This is a genomic window from Rhizobium sp. CRRU65, assembly GCF_048551595.1.
In the GTDB taxonomy this organism is placed as follows: domain Bacteria; phylum Pseudomonadota; class Alphaproteobacteria; order Rhizobiales; family Rhizobiaceae; genus Rhizobium; species Rhizobium leguminosarum_J.
The window spans coordinates 1-18,952 of the sequence record NZ_JBLYZH010000034.1 but is presented as its reverse complement, the minus strand read 5'-3'; the positions used below and the strand labels follow the sequence as shown (position 1 = coordinate 18,952).

19 protein-coding genes are annotated in these 18,952 nt (G+C 53.8%); 2 read left to right on the top strand and 17 right to left on the bottom strand.

What is annotated here, in order from left to right:
• Positions 1 to 458, top strand: a 458-nt coding sequence (locus ACM5SV_RS36240) for a polysaccharide biosynthesis protein (protein WP_222018368.1), incomplete at its 5' end; no start/stop codon positions are given.
• Between the two features lie 297 nt (positions 459 to 755).
• The gene (locus ACM5SV_RS36235; protein ID WP_222018367.1) at positions 756 to 1,583 is read left to right on the top strand and encodes a Wzz/FepE/Etk N-terminal domain-containing protein; all 828 of its coding nucleotides are present in this window, start codon (positions 756 to 758) and stop codon (positions 1,581 to 1,583) included.
• Between the two features lie 4 nt (positions 1,584 to 1,587).
• Here ACM5SV_RS36235 and ACM5SV_RS36230 read toward each other — a convergent pair whose 3' ends face one another.
• The 17 genes from ACM5SV_RS36230 to ACM5SV_RS36150 form a co-directional block, all read right to left on the bottom strand.
• The gene (locus tag ACM5SV_RS36230; protein ID WP_222018366.1) at positions 1,588 to 2,364 is read right to left on the bottom strand and encodes a glycosyltransferase family 2 protein; all 777 of its coding nucleotides are present in this window, start codon (positions 2,362 to 2,364) and stop codon (positions 1,588 to 1,590) included.
• A 62-nt stretch (positions 2,365 to 2,426) separates the two neighbouring features.
• The gene (locus ACM5SV_RS36225; RefSeq protein ID WP_222018365.1) at positions 2,427 to 3,599 is read right to left on the bottom strand and encodes a glycosyltransferase family 4 protein; all 1,173 of its coding nucleotides are present in this window, start codon (positions 3,597 to 3,599) and stop codon (positions 2,427 to 2,429) included.
• A complete protein-coding gene (locus ACM5SV_RS36220) occupies positions 3,596 to 4,546 on the bottom strand; it encodes an NAD-dependent epimerase/dehydratase family protein (protein WP_222018364.1) in 951 nt (316 codons plus the stop codon). Before ACM5SV_RS36220 ends, ACM5SV_RS36225 begins: the two co-directional genes overlap by 4 nt.
• Before the next feature lie 9 nt (positions 4,547 to 4,555).
• Complete coding sequence (locus ACM5SV_RS36215; protein ID WP_222018363.1) at positions 4,556 to 5,398, bottom strand: class I SAM-dependent methyltransferase; 843 nt, start codon at positions 5,396 to 5,398, stop codon at positions 4,556 to 4,558.
• A complete protein-coding gene (locus ACM5SV_RS36210; protein WP_222018362.1) occupies positions 5,395 to 5,988 on the bottom strand; it encodes an acyltransferase in 594 nt (197 codons plus the stop codon). The genes ACM5SV_RS36215 and ACM5SV_RS36210 overlap by 4 nt, the downstream gene beginning before the upstream one ends.
• Positions 5,985 to 7,076, bottom strand: coding sequence for a glycosyltransferase (locus ACM5SV_RS36205; protein WP_222018361.1), 1,092 nt, complete (start codon positions 7,074 to 7,076; stop codon positions 5,985 to 5,987). The genes ACM5SV_RS36210 and ACM5SV_RS36205 overlap by 4 nt, the downstream gene beginning before the upstream one ends.
• Positions 7,077 to 7,091: 15 nt before the next feature.
• Positions 7,092 to 8,261: an O-antigen polymerase gene (locus ACM5SV_RS36200; RefSeq protein ID WP_260690487.1), complete on the bottom strand. Its 1,170-nt coding sequence runs from the start codon at positions 8,259 to 8,261 to the stop codon at positions 7,092 to 7,094.
• 172 nt (positions 8,262 to 8,433) lie between these two features.
• Positions 8,434 to 9,594 (bottom strand): N-acetyl sugar amidotransferase, encoded by a 1,161-nt coding sequence (locus tag ACM5SV_RS36195; RefSeq protein WP_130712465.1) that lies wholly within the window; start codon positions 9,592 to 9,594, stop codon positions 8,434 to 8,436.
• Complete coding sequence (locus tag ACM5SV_RS36190) at positions 9,587 to 10,342, bottom strand: HisA/HisF-related TIM barrel protein (RefSeq protein ID WP_222288501.1); 756 nt, start codon at positions 10,340 to 10,342, stop codon at positions 9,587 to 9,589. The genes ACM5SV_RS36195 and ACM5SV_RS36190 overlap by 8 nt, the downstream gene beginning before the upstream one ends.
• A complete protein-coding gene (gene hisH, locus ACM5SV_RS36185; RefSeq protein WP_086156032.1) occupies positions 10,342 to 10,953 on the bottom strand; it encodes an imidazole glycerol phosphate synthase subunit HisH in 612 nt (203 codons plus the stop codon). Before hisH ends, ACM5SV_RS36190 begins: the two co-directional genes overlap by 1 nt.
• Positions 10,954 to 12,549, bottom strand: coding sequence for a lipopolysaccharide biosynthesis protein (locus ACM5SV_RS36180; RefSeq protein ID WP_222018359.1), 1,596 nt, complete (start codon positions 12,547 to 12,549; stop codon positions 10,954 to 10,956).
• On the bottom strand, positions 12,546 to 13,649 hold the full coding sequence (locus tag ACM5SV_RS36175) for a DegT/DnrJ/EryC1/StrS family aminotransferase (RefSeq protein ID WP_222018358.1): 1,104 nt from the start codon (positions 13,647 to 13,649) through the stop codon (positions 12,546 to 12,548). The genes ACM5SV_RS36180 and ACM5SV_RS36175 overlap by 4 nt, the downstream gene beginning before the upstream one ends.
• A gap of 208 nt (positions 13,650 to 13,857) precedes the next feature.
• Entirely contained in the window at positions 13,858 to 14,343 is a 486-nt protein-coding gene (locus tag ACM5SV_RS36170; protein ID WP_039618020.1) for an acyltransferase, read from the bottom strand.
• Positions 14,340 to 15,419 carry a Gfo/Idh/MocA family protein gene (locus tag ACM5SV_RS36165; RefSeq protein WP_222018357.1) on the bottom strand — a complete coding sequence of 360 codons (1,080 nt, stop codon included), beginning with the start codon at positions 15,417 to 15,419 and terminating at the stop codon, positions 14,340 to 14,342. The genes ACM5SV_RS36170 and ACM5SV_RS36165 overlap by 4 nt, the downstream gene beginning before the upstream one ends.
• A gap of 20 nt (positions 15,420 to 15,439) precedes the next feature.
• A complete protein-coding gene (gene gmd / locus ACM5SV_RS36160; protein ID WP_222018356.1) occupies positions 15,440 to 16,558 on the bottom strand; it encodes a GDP-mannose 4,6-dehydratase in 1,119 nt (372 codons plus the stop codon).
• On the bottom strand, positions 16,558 to 17,538 hold the full coding sequence (locus ACM5SV_RS36155) for a GDP-L-fucose synthase family protein (RefSeq protein ID WP_222018355.1): 981 nt from the start codon (positions 17,536 to 17,538) through the stop codon (positions 16,558 to 16,560). The genes gmd and ACM5SV_RS36155 overlap by 1 nt, the downstream gene beginning before the upstream one ends.
• A gap of 280 nt (positions 17,539 to 17,818) precedes the next feature.
• Positions 17,819 to 18,952, bottom strand: a 1,134-nt coding sequence (locus ACM5SV_RS36150; RefSeq protein ID WP_419425522.1) for a calcium-binding protein, incomplete at its 5' end; no start/stop codon positions are given.

Below are 18,952 nucleotides of genomic sequence, written 5' to 3'. Positions count from 1 at the left end.
TGACCATTTCGGAAGCCTCGCAGCTCGTCATACAGGCCGGCGCGATGGCCGACGGCGGCGATGTTTTCTTGCTCGACATGGGGGAGCCCGTCCGCATCGCCGATCTCGCCCGCAAGATGGTCGAGCTCTCCGGGCTGGCCGTCCGCGATGACAACAATCCCGACGGCGATATCGAGCTGTCCGTCACCGGTCTGAGGCCCGGCGAGAAGCTCTATGAAGAACTGCTGATCGGGGATAATCCGAAAACAACCGAACATCCTCGGATTATGAAGGCGCGCGAGGATTTCCTGTTGTGGCCGGAGCTTTTGAAAAGGCTCAACGCGCTCAATGCGGCATTGGATCGGAACGATATGATCGCTGCACGTGCGATATTGGCGGAGCTTGTTTCCGGCTATTCGTCAACGGGCGAGGTCTCGGATCTGGCTTTCACCGGCATCAAAACCAACACCGCGGCTTAAGACACCTAGGGGCGGCGAGCCCACGTCGACGAAAGTTGCTGCGAGTGACAAAGCGTGGTGGGTGCCGCAGCCTGTAAAAGATCAGCACGACGAGTTAGGCGGAGATAGGTTCCAGAGCTTTTTGATCAAACTTCCGGACCTCGTCACGGCCTAAGGAAGCATGGCATCGCGATATGGGCTGGATGTGATTTTTTCATGATTGACATTGCAGGGCCAATAAGATTGAAGCGACATTTAGGCCTGCTGTTGTGAAATTTTTTGCTAATTTTGAGCCTACGGTGGATTCTGAAAGCTGAGATGATGGAACAGAGATCATTTGACGAGGAAATTAATCTCTTTTCTGTTGTTTCCTTCCTACGAAGGGGCATCGGCACCATTGCTTTGTGCTGTTCCATTGGAGCTATATCAGCAGGCATTTTTCTGTGGCGTAGCCAACCCTTTTATCAAGCCTCAGCACAACTCGTGCTTGCGTCTTCGTCCAATCCAACGCAACTAGACCCTGATGCAGTCGCTCTTGTGGAGCCTCGTGAGCATGTTACTTTTCGTCTGCGATCTCCATCAGCTTTCGATCAGCAGACCGTCTCCGCGTGCTCCGACGGCGGCCCGGTAACCGCCGAACAGATTTCGCAAAATGTGAGGGTGACGGCACCATCAGTTCCCAGTGACGTCATCGAAATTTCCTTTACCGCCCCAACCGCTGAATTGGCACGGCAATGCGTCGCCGCGATCGTGCGGGGGATTCAAGAACAGCAGACGTTGGTTGCGTCCATCAGCTCGGAACATCTGAAATCTCAAATCAGGTCACTGCAGGATCAACTCGTGGAAAATTCGAAGCTCCTGAAGGAGGCGCAGGATTCCGGATGGCAGCAGGCAATATATCTCGCGACACGCGACGATGCGATCGCATTACGTAAGGACATTGCCGAGTTGACGGGTAAACTAGAATTAAGCAAGTCTGCAACTCTGCTTTCTCCAATTTACGCTCCATCAAATGCCGCCTCTCCGACCAAGATAACTATTCTGACTGCAGGTCTCTTTGTCGGGTTCGTTATCGGCGTTCTAGTCAACCTTCTTAAAAGCGCATACCTCAAGCAGCGAAATCGCCGTAGCCGGTCGAACGGCTAATGCGTTAGCGCACCTTAAGCAAGGCCGCACGAAGTACCTGCATGCCCCGCGATATAAGCTTTCTAGAGAAGAAATGTACTGGGCTGGCTCTCAACCCGTGAGTTTCAAGCGCACGTAGAATTTCTTTGTTTTGTTGCAGGATATTCTTCCAGCTGCGATTTGTGGTGCCGCCCATTCGCATCTTCACCATAATGCCGGGCAGGTATTTCGACTTGATACAGTGGCGTTCTAGAAAGCGCATCATTAATTCTACGTCAGCAGCAATCCTATAACTGAGGTCAAATGACCCAAGGCGCTTGTAGACCTCGCGCCGAACAAAGAAGGTTGGATGAGGCGGGCACCAGCCTTCTTCGAAAGCCTTAGGTACAAAAGGCGAAGAGCGCCAGTCGCGCACTATCGTTGAGGTATCATTTTGCCGAACATAGCAGAGATCCCCGTAACATGCTTCCAAGGCCGGATCCCGGAACGCCTCCGCGACCTTTGCCAGAGCGCCCGGCATGTAGAAGTCATCCCCATTGATGAAGCCGATAACTTCGCCGGTCGCAAGACTTATTCCTTTATTCATGGCATCATAGATGCCGAAGTCCTCTTCGGAAACCAGGCGCGTGATAACATCGCGGCGTTCGTTGATCCGATCAAGCGTGCGGTCCTTTGAGAGTCCGTCGACGACGATATACTCCATATTTGGGTAGTTTTGAGCGCGAACGGATTCGATCGTATCAGCAATCGTGGCTTCGTTGTTGAAGACAACGGTGATGATTGAAATTTTCGGTTCGCGCATTCACACTTACTTTCGTAGCTGGTGGGTAGAGGCGAGGTCCCCCGGCCTTCTTCTGTGGTTTGCTACCGGCGTTTGGTGGCAGCCCGTTGAACGAGCGCATGGAAATCAGTGATGAAACGGTTGACACGTTCATTAGCGAAGGCCTGTGCCTTCGCCGCCCGTTCGAACAGAATATCCGGCGAAGGCAGATTTGCCGGAGCAAGTGCGTCTGCAAGCGCCTGCGCGTCATGGCGATCGAAAAATACGGCCGCTTCGCCCGCTTGTTCCCTGTTGACGTCCAAATCAGACAAAATCAACGGCACGCCCCACGACAGGGCCTCTTCGACTGTCGTGCTCCATCCTTCGAAGAGAGATGGATTCAGCAAGGCCATACTAGCGGTTGCGAGTGGAGCAAGATCGCCATATGGGATAAGACCGAGAAGAATGAAGTTCGAGGAGAGACCGGAACTGTCGATAGCAGCCTTCACACGCGGAAAATAAGAGGGGTCGCGCGGATCAGACTGGCTGCCACATGCTACGACAGTAACGTCTTGACCGCGGCGACGGAGGATCGTCAATGCCTCCACGACAAGAAGATGGTTCTTGTGCTGCCAGAACTGGTTGGGAAGGAAGATATACCGCTCAGGCAGTCCATATTTGTCGGCAAGAGCACGAGCAGCCGCAGGAACAATCACTCCCTTGGGCGGCACCGCAAACCTGACGACGTGTGTGCGCCCCCGGGAGGACGGATAGAAAACTTCGCATGAGACTCGCGAGTCTTCACTGCTCAACATGATCTCGCGTTTTCCCAGGACCTGAATTCTAAACCCTATATCGCGTTTCCAGTAGCCAAGCTTACTGAAGAGATGGGGGAGGAAGCGGTGCTGGAAATCTGGGATCCAGGCAATAGCGGGGATGCCGAGATTGAAACCAAAAAATTGTGCCACCTCAAATACGACATCTATCCGGTGAGTTCTAAACAGCTTACGCACACGCCAGTCGGCGCCGGTGACAAGACCGATGAGCAGAGATCTAAAGCTCCTGGATCTGTTAAAGAGCGGGCTACGGACCACCTCAACGCAATTGAGAGCCGCAAATGGAGTTATATCTTCTTCATCGACGTCGGTTCCAAAGAACATAACGGGTGTAAGAGCTCTGCTCTGATCAGCGGACAGCAGCCTAGCGAGATTTATCAGATAGTTATAACCGCCGGTCCAGTTTTTCCCGCCGATCATCGTAAAGGCAATACGGGTCATGATCTCACACCGGATTCCGATCGAAACCACCTGACATAGCCTGAGAGGCCTTCCATCAAATCCTTTTGCCACTCGAACCCGAGGGCTGCGAGCTGCTCGGATTGGGCTATCAGGCTTTGAGGGTCGCCAGCTCTTGCTTTACCCGAAAATTCAATCCTGGCTTCCAAATTGGTATCGACCGCCCATGCTTGGGCAATGCCTTCAACGATCGCACGAACATTGGTGCCGCGGCCGGTGCCGATATTGATAACTTTTGGCGAGGGGTTCGCCTCGGTGTGGATAAGCGACAGCGCGCGCACGACGTCGGTCACCGCCGTCCAGTCTCTAAGCTCGTTGCCACTGCCACCGAGGAGGAGTCGCTCAGGATGAACCTCGAGCTGGGAGCAAACGTCCCAGAGCAATTGCTTGCGTAATCCCTCCCCATAAACTGAAAACAGACGACCGATCACGACCTTTAACTCGTAGCTCTCGCAATAGGAGATGCAGAGAGATTCCATTATATGCTTGTGATGACCGTAGGGAGAGAAGGGGTTGGGTTTCGCCGTCTCAGCTATCTGACCTGTGTGGCCTGCCCCGTAAACAGCAGCGCTAGAAACCGCCACTAAGCTGCTTTTAGGGGCCTCCAGTCTCAGCCATTCAAGCAGTTCAATGGTCGAGCTGACCGTGCGGTGGAAATCTTCGCGAGGATTTGCGATTGCTGCTCCGACCGACGAGCCCCCCGCAAGATGGTACACAATGTCCGCCGTCCCAAACTGCTGTTGAATCAACCGAAGATTGGGGATATCGACCTCGCCGTTATGCCAAGAGACTAGCCCCCAGCGCTGGGCATGAAGCGGTGACCAGGTACCGTGCCCAAGGCCGAATACGGAGTTCCCGGCAAGTGCAAGCGACTTTGCCAGATATCTTCCGATAAATCCGTGAGCACCTGTGATTAGTATACGAGCCATTCTTTTTCTTTATTGGGGCCGCGTGGCGACGAACGAATATAGCCGGCCTGGCCGCCGATCGAATTTTGCTGCGATATGCGAGAAGATCGTCCAGACTGACCGAAAACTCAAAAGCGCTGGAGCGGCTCTTGCGAAGAGCGGCAATCGCATGGCAATCTGCGCCTTCAACTCCGCTGGAGTGTAGGGGGCGAAGTTGATCTCGCTCTCCAGCGGCATAAGGAGCTTGTCCATCTTGAAACCGGCCGAAACAATAGAGTTCTGATACTCCTTCAGAAGAAAGGCGTTTTCCCCTCCATAGAGTTTGTGCAGGGGATGGCGATCCAGAAAGATCGGCAAATCGCGTTCGCTCGATATCACATGTTCGCGAACTGCGATGAAGCGCCCGCCAGGCTTGAGCACTCGAAAGAATTCACGACACGCGGCCGACAGATCGGAGGTGTGATGCAGAACGGCTCTGGCAAAGACCACATCGAAGGCATTGTCGGAGAATGGGAGCTTTTCGGAAAACTCCTCGGCGATCGAAATGGGAAGATGAACTTCATTGAAGAGGGCACGAATTGCACCAGCACCCACGAGGTCGCTCGCGTCAGGCTCCAGTGCCGTTACTGCGAAACCTTCCTTGGCCAGAGCATAGCTGGCAATACCACGACCGGCGCCGATATCGACTGCAGTTCCTGGCGCCTGCGGGAGAAATTCGCGAATGGCACCCCACTCGCCGCTCTGCCAATACCGCTCGGCCGCCTGCAGAATCGGATCGTCGTAGTAGGCATCGAGCACCAGCTTTTGCTGGTCAGGCTGTTGCCGAAGCCACTGGACGGCTGCTTCCCACGTGTCCAACTTTGTTGCCGTCATGGTTGACCTTCTGTCTCTTTTTGCGTCGGCTTGAGATTCCGAATTATGCGAGCGGGGTTACCGGCGACGACGGTGTAAGGGGGGACATCGCGCGTGACAACAGCATGGGCTCCAATAACTGCCCCGTCGCCGACTGTCACCCCCTTCAGGATACTCGCGCCAAAACCAATCCACACCTTGTTTTGAATAAACACTGGCTTGATGGAAACCCCGGTCCAATCCTTCTTTCCTAAGCCCCAATCGGTCACATCGTTCTTGCGCAATTCCCAGTCGAGAGAATGAGAATCATGATCCACGATTGTCACTCCCCATGAGATGATGACATCGTTTCCAATCGCAATTCCGGAATGGCATACCAGGTGACTGGCACCAATATAGCAGCGATCGCCAATGCTGATGCGGCCGCGGGGATCATCGAAGCTGATATTGCAATTGATGATACAGTTCTCGCCGATCTTCACATTGCCTCCGCGAACGGATCGCAATGCCAGCCACCGGACATTGCTACCACTCCCAACGACAAATTTGCTCCGCTTGCGAGCCAACCATCCCGCCGCCATGTTTGCGATCGTGGTCAGGCTAAGCTTCATGCGCTACCAGCCAGCCGTTGGAAATTAAGCCATTGAGCATGCTTGCTGTATGCCGTCCGTACAGTACGAGTTCCTTCCTTAGCCAACGTCTGAAGACGCTCCGGTTCCCGAAGCAGTTTTACGATTTTCTGCTGTGCCGACACAGCATCTTCATAGGTAACGACGCTGACATTATCTACCATCCCCTCGGGATAAACGCCGGCGTCCGACACCATCAGTGCGCCACACCCCAACGATTCCCAGCATCGCATATTTCCCCTATCCGTGCCCGCCATATCGACAGCGCCGTTTAGAACGATTTTCGACTTCGAAATCGCTTCATAAAGCTCGCGTCCGAAGAGTGGAGTACGGGATACTGCACGAATACTCGTTGGACGTCTGTGCTTCCCAAGCGGCAAAAGCCAGCCGATTGGGCTTTCCGCGAGCCTAGTCAGTCGTGACCGGTCAAGATGGTAGTAAACTTCGAAATCTTTTCGAATGGCAGAAACCGCTTCCAGTATCTCTGCACGGCGACGGTGGTGACGACTATATCCCCCGACGAAAAGCACATCGATTGGTCGATTTCGGTTTTCGGCATAGCTATCCATTGCAGGATCATGGGCCGGTGTAAAATATTCAGCGCGCCAGCCAAGCTTCCTATAACCTTCCAGTATGAGAGGAAAGTTGCAGACTATCAAATCATAAGCGCCAAAGTCGGCGTTGCCCGAAGGTGCCGCTCGCCACATGATTGACTTCCGCACGCTGCCAGGAAGTTTACGGACAAAATCGTTTCCGTATCGCATTGGATCTAAATTATAGAATACCTCGGTGCGATGATGTTCGATCTGGCTCAACAAAATTTTTTCCATGTCGGAGGAAGCGGGCAAGCCGTTTTCTACCGCCCAGTATCTTTGGAGTATCTCGTCATCGCCATTCGTAAAAAAGAAGTCTGGCGACATATCCATCGCCGGTTTTAATATGTGACAAGCGCCATAGCGATCGTCCAGAAAAAGTGCCAATCGATCTGAAAAACTTCTCGCACCGCCTGCGAGCATGTTGAGCCGCTGCAAGTAAGCCGCATATACCCCGGAATTTTGAAAGACGCGCATCTAGGACTTCTATATCTATCCGGCCGTGACAAGCTGTTCTCGCCCGCCATTGTTGTTATCTGGCACCCACTTCAGCGAACTAGATAGCGCTACTACTAGTGGAACAATCAAAATTAAACCACCCGTCAACATCGCGGTTTGAAGAGCGGTTGAAAGCATCACGAATATTCCATAGTGGCCGAGAGCCAGCCCCCCAATTGTTGCGACGGTCTTTCCTCGCTTTACGAAAAGTTCGATATCTAGCAAACGAATAAAGAAGCCGGCAAAGAGTGAAAACAGAAGAACGCCAATCCAAGAGAAGTCGGCCCAAGCATCCGCGATGAACAATGCTGTCGATGTGGAACCTTCCACGCCCCTATGGACGGCGCCGACCAGTAGATAAGTTGGCTCATTGGGTTCTCCCGCTAGAAAGCTGATCAGCCAACTGGACTTACTGCCCCAGCTGTACGGGATAACGCTCGGAATTGCAGTATAATACTCGAGCAAGCTCTCATTCGGGATCATGAATATCCGGTAAAAGAGAAAATCGAGTGCGTCGCCGACACCGTGTAATTCACGAATGGCAATAAGTACCACCGCTCCGAACAGAAGTACGCCGAACAGAATAAACCTGATCGCCATCCCTAACGGCAAATCTAAAGATTTTCTAAGATGTTCAACGACTAGCAACTGCAGTATAAATATCGCCAGTGGTGCCTTGCTCAGAGTTGAGGCCTTGGCCACCATAACGGCGATTATAAAAGCCCAAGCGATCGCTCTCAGTTTCATTGACCGCTGTCTTATTGCAATAAAGCAGCAAAAGGCACAGAACGGAAGCACATTGGAGACCAGGAGATTGAAAAGGTAAAAGCGGCTTCCACCCGACTCTCGTCGCATCGCAATTTTCGCGACCTCACTTGCATCCGAAATAAAGTAGACGATAATTTTGGGTATGTTGTTTTCTAACACAACAACCGCCAAAATGATAAGGAGTCCGACTATTGAAATAACCTCGACGCGTTCAGCGACGCCTTCAGATATGCGGACAGGCCGAGTACGCCAGGAATGCAGGGCAGCCTGGATCTGCTGATGACTAATGCCAAACACGAAATCCGCCAACCCTATACCGAGAGTAATGCAGACAATTGAAATGGCAAGTGAGAGATCCAGCGCGCCTATAGCATCATTATAGGGGGCAGCAGACATGATTGTCTCGAAGAACTTGGTCTGAGGACCCCATACTCGAGTGTAATATAGATACATAGGGCCATGAAACGTGAGCATGAGGCCTAAAAATACTGACGAAAGCGTCAGATTGATACCCACCTTCCAAATGTAGAAGCCCACCGACAGTGTGACAGCCATTGCGAAGACGAGGCTAGTCGACATCAGCTGCCTCTACGGTTGCGCTACGTGACGGCAGCAAAATTCGAGTCACCTTACGCAGGCGCAAAAGCGCTTTATGAAGCCACATGCCGTTCGGAAAATTACTGTGCGGTACTGGCGGTGCCTCGATATACGATTGGAGCTCTTCCGGCTTCAATCCAAGTTTTTTGGCCACGAACTTTGCTTCCCTGCGGGCATCCTGAACGGAGATGATGGGCGTTGAAATTTCGCGCAGCGCCTCCTCCCGTGTCATTTGTCCGGCAACAATCAAACTTGAAAGATGAAGCCGTCTTTTGTCAAAGTTAAATTTTCTCGGAAGATAGATATCCTGGTAGAATTTGGTGAATCTAGATTCACTGTGTTTGCCGCCGTAGTCACGCCACCCATATTCGCGCTGAAGCTCAGTGCGCGCCTCTTCTTTATTGTAGTCGATGTAGTTGAGCGGACGGTGAATGGTGAGTTGCCGGCGGACGCGGGTAAGCCAAATATACTCAAGAGGGCTCATGAAGGGATAGGTCGTGAGCTTCAAGGAGCCGAAGCGTTTTTGAATCGCGCTCGCATGCGTTCCGTCAATCGACGGATAGCCAAAGCCGCGGGGTATCACCGATTCTGACGCGAAGTTTACGCCGCTGAGGAAGTGACGAATGCCGAATTTAGCTGCTGTCCTATAGAGGGTGGAAAAGAATGCATGATCTTGCGGGATGTCCTGATTGAGGACAGAAGCCTTCATGAACGCAATCTGCAGATCGCGCATCTCCTGCCACTCGATTACATATGTGTGAAGGTCGAGATCGAGTTTTCGGACAAGAATTTCAATATTGTGGACGGCGGGCTCGGAATTCCAACCGCCGTCGACATGGACCGCCAAAAGACGAAGACCATGCTTTCGGGCGGCGAGATGCGCAAGAAACGCGCTGTCAATTCCACCGCTAAGCCCGACCATTGCGTCGTATGGCTTACCTGCGCCTTCTTCCTTCAATGTGGCGATCAATCGCCGCATTCGTATGTCGCCTTCGGGGCCGGTCCACCACTCGTGCGGCTTGCGATTCAGCGCATCCCGACAGCAGTTACATTGGCCGTTTGCGTCAAACACGATCGACGGGTTGGAATTGTCCATGACGCAAAATGAGCAAACTCGCGACGCGTTATCCATGAGCACCTTGCTCCGCTTCCTCCAAAATTTCTGGTGCAGGGTAGCTTATAAGAACTGCCCTTAGCCGACCGATAAAGGTGAAGGCGCTCCCCGAGGCCGCGGCGGAAGCGCCGGCATGAAGGCCTTCCATCAAGTGGGCGACGTTTCCGGCGCCACCCAAGGCAACGACCGGAATGCTCAGCTTTCGGGTAATCGACTGGATCAACTCAAGATCATATCCGTTGCGGGTGCCGTCGAGAGTTTTCGACTGAAGAATTATTTCGCCAACGCCGGCATCCTGCAACCTCAGGCAGAATTCTATCGGCTCTTGCCTCGCACCGCTTGAAGCGTAGCAGCTCGCCGCCGCGCCGCGACCGTCAACGTCGACACAGGCAACCAGAGCCTGGCTGCCCATATCGGCAGCGATCGCTCCCACCAGTTGCGAATTCCGCGCGCCTTGACCGAGTACAAACTTCTCGACGCCGGAGCGGTTAAGTTCCTCGCACTGCTTAAGCTCGGTGATGCCGCCGCCATATGCCAAAGGCATGAAACATTCGGTTGCGAGTTCGCGAACGAAGCCGAGGTCAGGACCTCGCCCCGTACGCGTGGCGTCGATATCGAGAATGCAGATCTCGTCGACTTCCTTTTCGTTGAACAGGCGAACAACATTGAAGGGATCGCCGACGTAGGTGCGCTCACCAAACTCTATCGTTTTCACCAGCCGACGCTTCTGATCGACCAGCAGGACGGGTATAAGCCTTTTTCTCATCAAAGCTTTCCGAATGCTTCAAGAACCCGCATCCCGAAGCGGTGGCTTTTTTCAGGATGAAATTGCACGCCGCTGACATTGTTCGAACTCACTGCGCAACATAGCTCCTCGCCGTAGTCGATGACGGCAGTAACGTCATTCGGATCATCGCAATCGACAAAATAGCTGTGGTCGAAATAAAAGCGCTCCCGCCGGTTGGACCTGTCGAACAGAGCGCTTTCTCGGCGCGGCCTTATCTCAAGCCAGCCGATATGAGGAACCTTAAGGGATGATGTTGCCGGCAGCCTGATGCGCTTCACATCCGCATTTATCCAGCCAAGTCCAGTTTCCGAGCCTTCCTCGCTGGATCGCGCCAACAGCTGCATACCGAGACATATGCCGAGAACAGGAACCCTCCGTTCGCGCACCGCGTGATTCAGTGGATCGACTAATTTTCTGTTTCTCAACGTGGCCATTGCTTTGTCAAACGCACCGACCCCTGGAAGAATGAGCTTCGCGGCACTTTCGATCTCCTTGGGATCACCGCTTGGCCGAGCATCGATCCCCAGATACTCCGCCATATTGGTAATTGCGCCGATATTCCCGACGCCATAGTCTACCACAGTGATCACTCAAAACCCTCTCTTGCGTTTCACAAGATGGTTATTCCATCCAATCAGGCGTCTCGCGGACAAAGCCGTTCTAACGGACCCATAGATACGGGACAAGATAATGCTCCCGGTTTTCGTCGTCATCGCCACGGCTGCGATCGCGGCGGAGACAACGCAGACAGAACAGACATACGCGAAAGCGAGGGACAGCCAGCCATTAATCCAGGTGAAATTCAGGCCTAAAGATCCGACAACTATGCAGATGCCAACCAAGATAGGAGCAACTGTACAGGCAAACATTTGCTCCGCGCTGAAAGTGCGAAAGAAGCAATTGCGAGTCACCAAAAGCGCGAGAGGTACTCTTACAAGGCTGGCAGCAAGCAAGCCTGCTCCAGCAGCGTATGGACCGAAACACCAAATGGAAACGAAAGAAAAAACAACCGTCATCACCGAATACGCAAGCGAAGTATATGCAGCCGGTGCGTTTCTGCCCATTCCCATGGCGTAATACTGGAATACATTCGAACCGCACCCGACGATGCCGCCGAGAATGAGTATCTGGAGCAGATGTGTGCCGCCTGCAGCGGTTTCTTCGCCGACCCAAACCGTCAACAGCGGCCTGGAGAGAACCGCGATTGGCGAGAGTACGATGGCTCCGAAAGCCGAATTGCCCCATGAGGCGAGCATAAAGAAATCATGCCGCTCCTCTTCGCGGCTGTTCGACATGTTGCCAAATCGAGGAAACAGGACTTCACAGATACGTATGACCGCGATGTAAGCGGCCTCCTGGACGCGATTGCACACGTTGTATTGGCCGACAACGGCAGACGGCGCGAGCGAAGCCAAAACGTAGCGGTCAATCTGGTTGCCAAAGATTCCCGCAAGCTGAGAGAGGCTTTGCCATTTACCAAAATGAAGCAATGATTTCAGTTCGTCGGGAGACGATGAGATCAATCTGCCGCTCTCACGGAATTCCGAGGATGTAACCCATATCCATCCTGCAGTCGACAATACAAGACTTCCAGCAAATCCGAGCAAATAGCCATTCAGCACTGGAAAGGACCACGTGCATCCCAAGGTCATGATGATGGTTGCGAATGAACTCCACGCTGATGCTTTGGCCACCAATCGAAAACTTTGCTTTCCCACGCAAATACCTTGCAGGACAAACGAGACCTGCTGCGCCATTGTGCCGGTTGCGACAATGAGGAAGGAGACGGTGAGATTCTGTGATGGAAGAGACGCACCGGCGATGCCGGTCATGATCCATGGACCGGCAAGCACGATCCCTAGCCACGCCACCGCCGAAGCGATCAGGCAGATTTTCATTCCCACGATAGCGATACGGGCGGCGGCATGCTCCTCGCCACGTCCAATCCGCGCGGAAATTTCCCTGACAACGGCCTGCCCGAGCACGGTGCCGATCAGCGTCACGGGAGCTGCGATAGCGATCACTACGCCTGCGCTTCCCAGCGCCTGCAGTCCAATCCAGCGTACGACGAACGGCACCGTGGCAAGGTTAGCAACCAGCGTAAAAAGGAAACCTGCAAAATTCCAGCCTGAGTTTCCAAGAAGATTGCTGCGCCTTCCATGGCTCTCCGGGCGTTCATCACTCACTCGGCGAATCCCCTGATCGTATCTGCGACGTACAGGAGTTGAGCTTCTGTCATTTCAGGGAAAATCGGAATTGAAAGAATCTTGGATTGATTTCCAAAGGCGTTGGGAAAATCTTCCGGCCGATGGCCAAGGCGTTCGTAAGCCGGCAGGAACGGCAGCGATATTGGATAGTTGACCACGGTTTGGATGCCGGCATGATTGAGGTGGGCGGCCAGGGCATCGCGCCGCTCGTGCTTGATCACAAACAGGTGATAGACGTGATTTCGCCCGGCTGCCGTTTCAGGCAGTTCCAGCCGACCAATATCCTCGAGGGCGCGCGCATATCGTCTCGCCCATTCCTGCCGCTTTGCAGTCCATTCAGGCAGACGCGGCAGCTTCACCGACAGGATCGCGGCCTGCAGTCCGTCGAGGCGGCTATTTATGCCTTCGATCTGGTGGTCGCCCTTTGAAAGCCCGCCATGCCGCGCAAACATTGCCATCCGATCGGCAAGTGATTTGTCCTTGCAGGTAATTGCGCCTGCATCGCCCATCGCGCCAAGGTTCTTTCCCGGGTAGAAAGAATAGGAAGCGACATCCCCGAAGCTCCCGACGACCTGCCCATCAATCTCAGCCAGATGGGATTGAGCACAATCCTCTATGACCCAGAGACCGTGCTTCCGGGCGATCGCCATGATCGCAGTCATATCGGCCGGTTGGCCATAGAGATGAACCGGGATGATGCCAACCGTTCGAGGCGTGATCTTCGCTTCGATTTGAACAGGATCGATGGTGTATGTCGAAGCGTCGGTGTCGCAGAAGACAACATTGCCGCCGGCCTGTGAAATGGTCTCGGTAGTTGAAATCCACGAATGGGCAGTCGTAATAACTTCATCCCCAGGTCCGACGCCTAGCGCGCGCATGGCGATGAAGAGTGAGTCCGTTCCATTCGCACATGAGATGCAATAAGGGGCGCCGACGGCGGCGGCAAATTCCTCCTCGAACTTCTGAACGAATGGCCCCCTGATAAACGAGGAAGACCGGATGACTGAAGCAATTGCAGCATCGATCTCCTCCTTTAGCGAGAGATATTGGAGATGAAGATCAGCGAAAGGAACTTTCATGAAACCTGCTCTCGGTAAATTGCGATGATTTCCGTGTGCGCCGGCGCCGCCATATGCGCCAACTAAAAATAACATTCGGCCAAGCATCGGCTCAACGCTGAAACAACCCTTCGCGAAAGGCTGAGGCCAACACCCCTTCCATCGGCGGGCTGACGGCGAGAGCTGCAAAGCCAAGGGCATGTACCGACGTTGTCCACCAACGACGACCTTAAACCTCATTCCTTGCCGAACGAGGTAAAGGCCGGGCGGGGTTGCCGGCATAGGTGCCAGAAATGGTGATATCCCGGGTTACAACCGCGCCTGCGCCGATGACAACATCGTCGCATATCCGAACTGCCAGGACCGTAGCGTTTGAGCCGATCGAAACTCGGTTGCCGATCCGGGTCTCCTTCCAGAGCGCGCGATTTCCCCGCGCAGGCCCACCTCCCGAAAAAAGGTCGTTCACAAAAACAACCCCATGTCCGATGAAACAATCCTCACCAATCTCCACAAGTTCGCATATGAAACTGTGTGACTGTATCTTTGTGCGCGGCCCAATCTTCACGCCCTTCTGGATTTCGACGAACGGACCGACGAAACAATCATCCGCAAGTTCGCATTCATAGACATTTGCCGGCTCAACTATTTTCACCCGAGCGCCGCAAACGACGTCTCTGACCTGCGCCTTCCAAAGCGTGGGGGAGCCGTCGGTCACTGGGAAGATCGTCCCAGTTTCGAATGTTTCACTTCCAAAGGCAATTTCACTTCCTGATTGGAAGCGATTGATTCGTAAAGCGCCGAGATCAGCTCAAGACTCTGGCGGCCCTCATGACCATCCACGAGCGCTTTTGTATCATTCACTAGGCAATCGACGACGTGTTCGTAATAAGCCTGATGACCAAAACCATAAACGTTCGGAGGATTAACAGAGTACTTCTCCATAACTTGCTCATCGCCTAAGTCATGGTCGCCGAACTGCCAGGTGCGGATCTTGTTCACCGCAAAGCCCGCAATCTCAACAGAGCCCCCAGCTCCAAGTATCGAAATCGATCCTTCAATGTCCTTGGGTCGCGTTGCTGCGGTGGCTTCTATAATGCCGAGAGCACCGTTGCGGAACTTCAGTGTGGCTACGGCAGTGTCTTCCGCCTCGATATCCACCAACGCTGTCGCCGCCCGCGCGTGAACACTTTCGACATCACCCATGAACCAAGTTAACATGTCGATATGATGACTTGCCTGATTGGCAAGGACACCGCCGTCATATTGCCAGGTACCGCGCCAGTTATCCTGATCATAGTAACTCTGATCGCGGCACCATCGTACCCTAACCGTCCCGAGCACGAGCTTACCGAAGCGGCCCGCATCAAGAGCTTCGCGCGCCTTCACGACCGGGACATTGAAACGGTTTTGTTTGACGACGAACAATCGAATATTATTCTCGTCGCAAGCCTTGATCATCGCCTCAGCATCGGTCAGAGTCAGAGCCATTGGCTTTTCGACAACGATATGTCGTTTATATTTTGCTGCCGTAATGACGTGTTCTGCATGCATGCCGCTTGGCGTCAATATCGATACGACATCCACCTCAGTGTTCTGAAGCATCTCATCGATCGACCGATAGTAGGGAACGCCGAATCGTTCACCAAACTCCCTCGCTCTTTCCTCTGCAACATCGCAAACCGCAGCGAGCGTCGCACCTTTTATCTGTGACAGGCCCAACAGTTCGGAATGTCTTTTGGCAATGCGCCCGCAGCCAACAATAGCGAATTTTATCAAGAGTTCTTTCCCCATGCGATCGTATTCGCCCGCAATCACTCGGCACTTACGTTAACATCGAAGCCATGCTGTTTAAGCAAGGCATGTCTCTGTGCATGCCCCAAATCATGTATCACCATTTCCCGGCACATTTCTCTCGCGGAAATTTCCGGGACCCAGCCGAGCAGTTCGCGGGCCTTCGTAGGATCTCCGAGAAGTGTTTCGACTTCGGCCGGACGAAAATAGCGAGGATCGATCTGTACGACTACGGAGCCGGGTTTCACGCCATGAGCCTTGTCGCCTGTGACGGTCTCAACGATCCCTCGTTCATTTAAGCCCTCTCCCTCGAAGCGAAGGGTGATTCCGAGATCCTCTGCAGCCCATTGGATGAACTGACGTACGCTGTATTGTTTGCCGCTCGCGATTACGAAATCCCGCGGCTGATCCTGCTGAAGCATCATCCATTGCATGCGAACATAGTCTTTGGCGTGACCCCAATCACGCAACGCATCGAGATTGCCCATGTACAGGCAATCTTCAAGACCTTGCGCGATATTGGAAAGACCACGCGTGATTTTTCTCGTCACAAACGTTTCGCCACGACGAGGGCTCTCATGATTGAATAGGATTCCATTGCACGCGTATAAGCCGTAGGCTTCGCGATAGTTGATGGTGATCCAGTAAGCATAGAGCTTCGCAACCGCGTAGGGACTACGCGGATAGAATGGCGTAGTTTCCTTCTGAGGGGTTTCTTGTACAAGGCCGTAGAGTTCGCTCGTACTCGCCTGATAAAATCGCGTTTTCTTTTCAAATCCCAGTATGCGTATGGCTTCCAGCAGGCGGAGTGTTCCGAGTGCGTCGGTATCGCCTGTATATTCCGGGCTCTCGAAGCTTACGGCAACATGGCTCTGGGCGCCGAGATTGTAGACCTCGTCCGGCTGCGTTTCTTGCATGATGCGGATGAGATTGCTTGTATCCGTCAGATCCCCGTAATGCAGCTTGAACAACATATTCTTGCTGTGTGGATCCTGGTAAATATGATCGACGCGTTGCGTGTTGAACGAACTCATGCGTCGCTTGATTCCGTGAACGGTATATCCTTTCTCGAGGAGAAATTCCGCCAGATAGGAACCGTCCTGACCGGTGACGCCGGTTATGAGAGCGACTTTAGACATTATGCGACGTTCTCCCGAGACAGGAAATCTTCATAGGCAAATTTGAGACCTTCCTTCAGATCGGTTGACGGCGACCATCCGAGTTCTCTCGCCATCCCGCTGTCCATGAGCTTTCGAGGCGTTCCGTCCGGTTTGGAGGTATCGAATTCTATCTTCCCGCGGAAGCCGACAAGATCGCCGATAGTCGCCGCAAGCTCGCGGATGGTCACGTCGCTACCATATCCTACGTTGATATGGGTCTGGCCTTTTGGCTTCAGGGCGTTGTAGCGTTCCGCCGGCAAATTCATGATATGCACGCTGGCGGCGGCCATGTCGTCGACGTAGAGAAATTCCCGCAGTGGTATCCCGCTGCCCCAAATCACCACGCTGGACGCGCCGCTGGTTTTGGCTTCGTGAAAGCGCCGCAGGAGCGCCGGAATGACATGCGAATTCTGGGGATGATATGAATCTCCGACACCATATAAATTGCTGGGCATCACAGCGCGGTAGTCTACACGGTGAGTATCGCCATACTGGCGATTGTAGCTCTCGCAAAGTTTGATGCCGGCAATCTTGGCAATTGCATAAGGTTCATTGGTCGGCTCGAGCGGACCTGTAAGAAGCGCATCTTCCTTGATCGGCTGGTCGGAAAGCTTCGGGTAAATACAACTTGATCCGAGCAGCAGCAGCTTCCGGACGCCGGTCCGGAACGCAGCCTCCATGACATTCAATTCAATCATCAGGTTGTCGTAGATAAAGTCAACCGGATAGGTGTTGTTTGCGTATATGCCGCCCACCTTCGCCGCTGCAAGGTAGACCTGATCAGGGCGCTCCTTTTCGAAAAACCGACGAACGTCCAACTGCTCTATCAAATCAAGGTCTTGATGCCTTGCGGTAATGACGGAATCGGGCGGATGCCCTTCGGCGACCAGGCGCCGTACGATCGCCGAGCCGACCATACCAGTATGACCGGCTACGAATATTTTTGGAAAACTGCCCATATTTGCTCGCGCGCCCGTGGCATGACCGGAAGCTTCCCGGCTTCTTTGTCTACGACCGCACAGTTGCCATGTCGGACTCGCGCGGAAAGGATTAGTTACGCCTCATTGGGTGTTCTCGCCACAAAAGTCAATCTTCATCAATGGGAGCATACTGATCATACTCGTAGTTTTTCGCGCATCTTACGCACACCTCTCATCTCCTCCACAAATCGCCGTCATCCGCTCCGCCGCAGCATGCCCGATCTCCCCCCGGGGGGTTTACCAGGAGGTCCGATTGGGTTCACGCAAAAAGGAAATCTCCCGAGTCTAGGCTCGTCAAGGCTACGTTCCTCAACACTATGGTGTTGTCGATATCGGCCGTAACGATTGTATCGTTGCCATACTGACTGGATGCAGCAAAAAGCGATTCCCAGTCGGCGAAAATGTTGTGATCGATGCTGATCGTGTCGTGCGCCGTGCCGGTTGCCATGAAGTCTATGATCGTGTCGTGGCCCCAGTTCGGCAAATAAACGAACAAGTCTGCCGCGTCGCCACCAACGAGGATGTCATTGCCGGCGCCACCGGCAAGGGTGTCGGTCCCGCTACCGCCGACGATTAGGTTGTCCAGCGCGTTCCCGGTGCCGACAAAGTTCGTCGTTCCGATATAGGTAAGGTTCTCGACATCACTGCCAAGCGTGTAGCTCGCCAGTGTCGTCCGCACGGTGTCGGTCCCCGCAGCGGCGTTCTCGGCGACAACGTCACTCGCATTGTCGACCACATAGATGTCGTTGCCAGCGCCACCGATCAGCGTGTCATTGCCGGCGCCACCATCCAGTATGTCGTTGCCGGCGCCGCCGGTGATCGTGTTGGCGAGAGCATTGCCGGTGCCGGTGAAGTTTGCCGATCCCGTGTAGGTCAGGTTCTCGACATTGTTACCGATCGTATGGCTTGAAAGCGCGGTCTGGACCGTGTCTGTCCCCTCGTTCGCATTCTCGATCACAAGGTCGGTCGCAATATCGACGACATAAATGTCGTCACCCGTCCCGCCTGACATCGTGTCGGAACCAGCACCACCGAGCAATGTGTCGTTGCCGTCGCCACCGCTGAGATGGTCCGCAGCTGCCCCACCGGTCAGGACATTGTTCAGCGCGTTGCCGGTCCCGGCAAAGGCTGCCGCTCCGATATAGGTGAGGTTCTCGACATGGGCGCCAAGCGTATAGCTTGCCAGGGTCGTGCGAACCGTGTCGGTTCCCGCGGCGGCGTTCTCGGCAACGCTGTCGCCGGCATTGTCGATAATATAGGTGTCGTCGCCCGCCCCGCCGATCAAGCTATCGGCACCTGCCCCGCCATTCAGCACATCGTTGCCGGCACCGCCGGTGATCGTGTTGGCGAGCGCATTGCCGGTGCCGGTGAAGTTGGCCGATCCCGTGTAGCT

Bases quoted from the DNA above. Each gene is read 5' to 3' on its own strand.
- ACM5SV_RS36235 (WP_222018367.1), top strand. From the start codon at position 756: ATGATGGAACAGAGATCATTTGACGAGGAAATTAATCTCTTTTCTGTT.
- ACM5SV_RS36230 (WP_222018366.1), bottom strand. From the start codon at position 2,364: ATGCGCGAACCGAAAATTTCAATCATCACCGTTGTCTTCAACAACGAA.
- ACM5SV_RS36225 (WP_222018365.1), bottom strand. From the start codon at position 3,599: ATGACCCGTATTGCCTTTACGATGATCGGCGGGAAAAACTGGACCGGC.
- ACM5SV_RS36220 (WP_222018364.1), bottom strand. From the start codon at position 4,546: ATGGCTCGTATACTAATCACAGGTGCTCACGGATTTATCGGAAGATAT.
- ACM5SV_RS36215 (WP_222018363.1), bottom strand. From the start codon at position 5,398: ATGACGGCAACAAAGTTGGACACGTGGGAAGCAGCCGTCCAGTGGCTT.
- ACM5SV_RS36210 (WP_222018362.1), bottom strand. From the start codon at position 5,988: ATGAAGCTTAGCCTGACCACGATCGCAAACATGGCGGCGGGATGGTTG.
- ACM5SV_RS36205 (WP_222018361.1), bottom strand. From the start codon at position 7,076: ATGCGCGTCTTTCAAAATTCCGGGGTATATGCGGCTTACTTGCAGCGG.
- ACM5SV_RS36200 (WP_260690487.1), bottom strand. From the start codon at position 8,261: ATGTCTGCTGCCCCCTATAATGATGCTATAGGCGCGCTGGATCTCTCA.
- ACM5SV_RS36195 (WP_130712465.1), bottom strand. From the start codon at position 9,594: ATGGATAACGCGTCGCGAGTTTGCTCATTTTGCGTCATGGACAATTCC.
- ACM5SV_RS36190 (WP_222288501.1), bottom strand. From the start codon at position 10,342: ATGAGAAAAAGGCTTATACCCGTCCTGCTGGTCGATCAGAAGCGTCGG.
- ACM5SV_RS36175 (WP_222018358.1), bottom strand. From the start codon at position 13,649: ATGAAAGTTCCTTTCGCTGATCTTCATCTCCAATATCTCTCGCTAAAG.
- ACM5SV_RS36165 (WP_222018357.1), bottom strand. From the start codon at position 15,419: ATGGGGAAAGAACTCTTGATAAAATTCGCTATTGTTGGCTGCGGGCGC.
- gmd (WP_222018356.1), bottom strand. From the start codon at position 16,558: ATGTCTAAAGTCGCTCTCATAACCGGCGTCACCGGTCAGGACGGTTCC.
- ACM5SV_RS36155 (WP_222018355.1), bottom strand. From the start codon at position 17,538: ATGGGCAGTTTTCCAAAAATATTCGTAGCCGGTCATACTGGTATGGTC.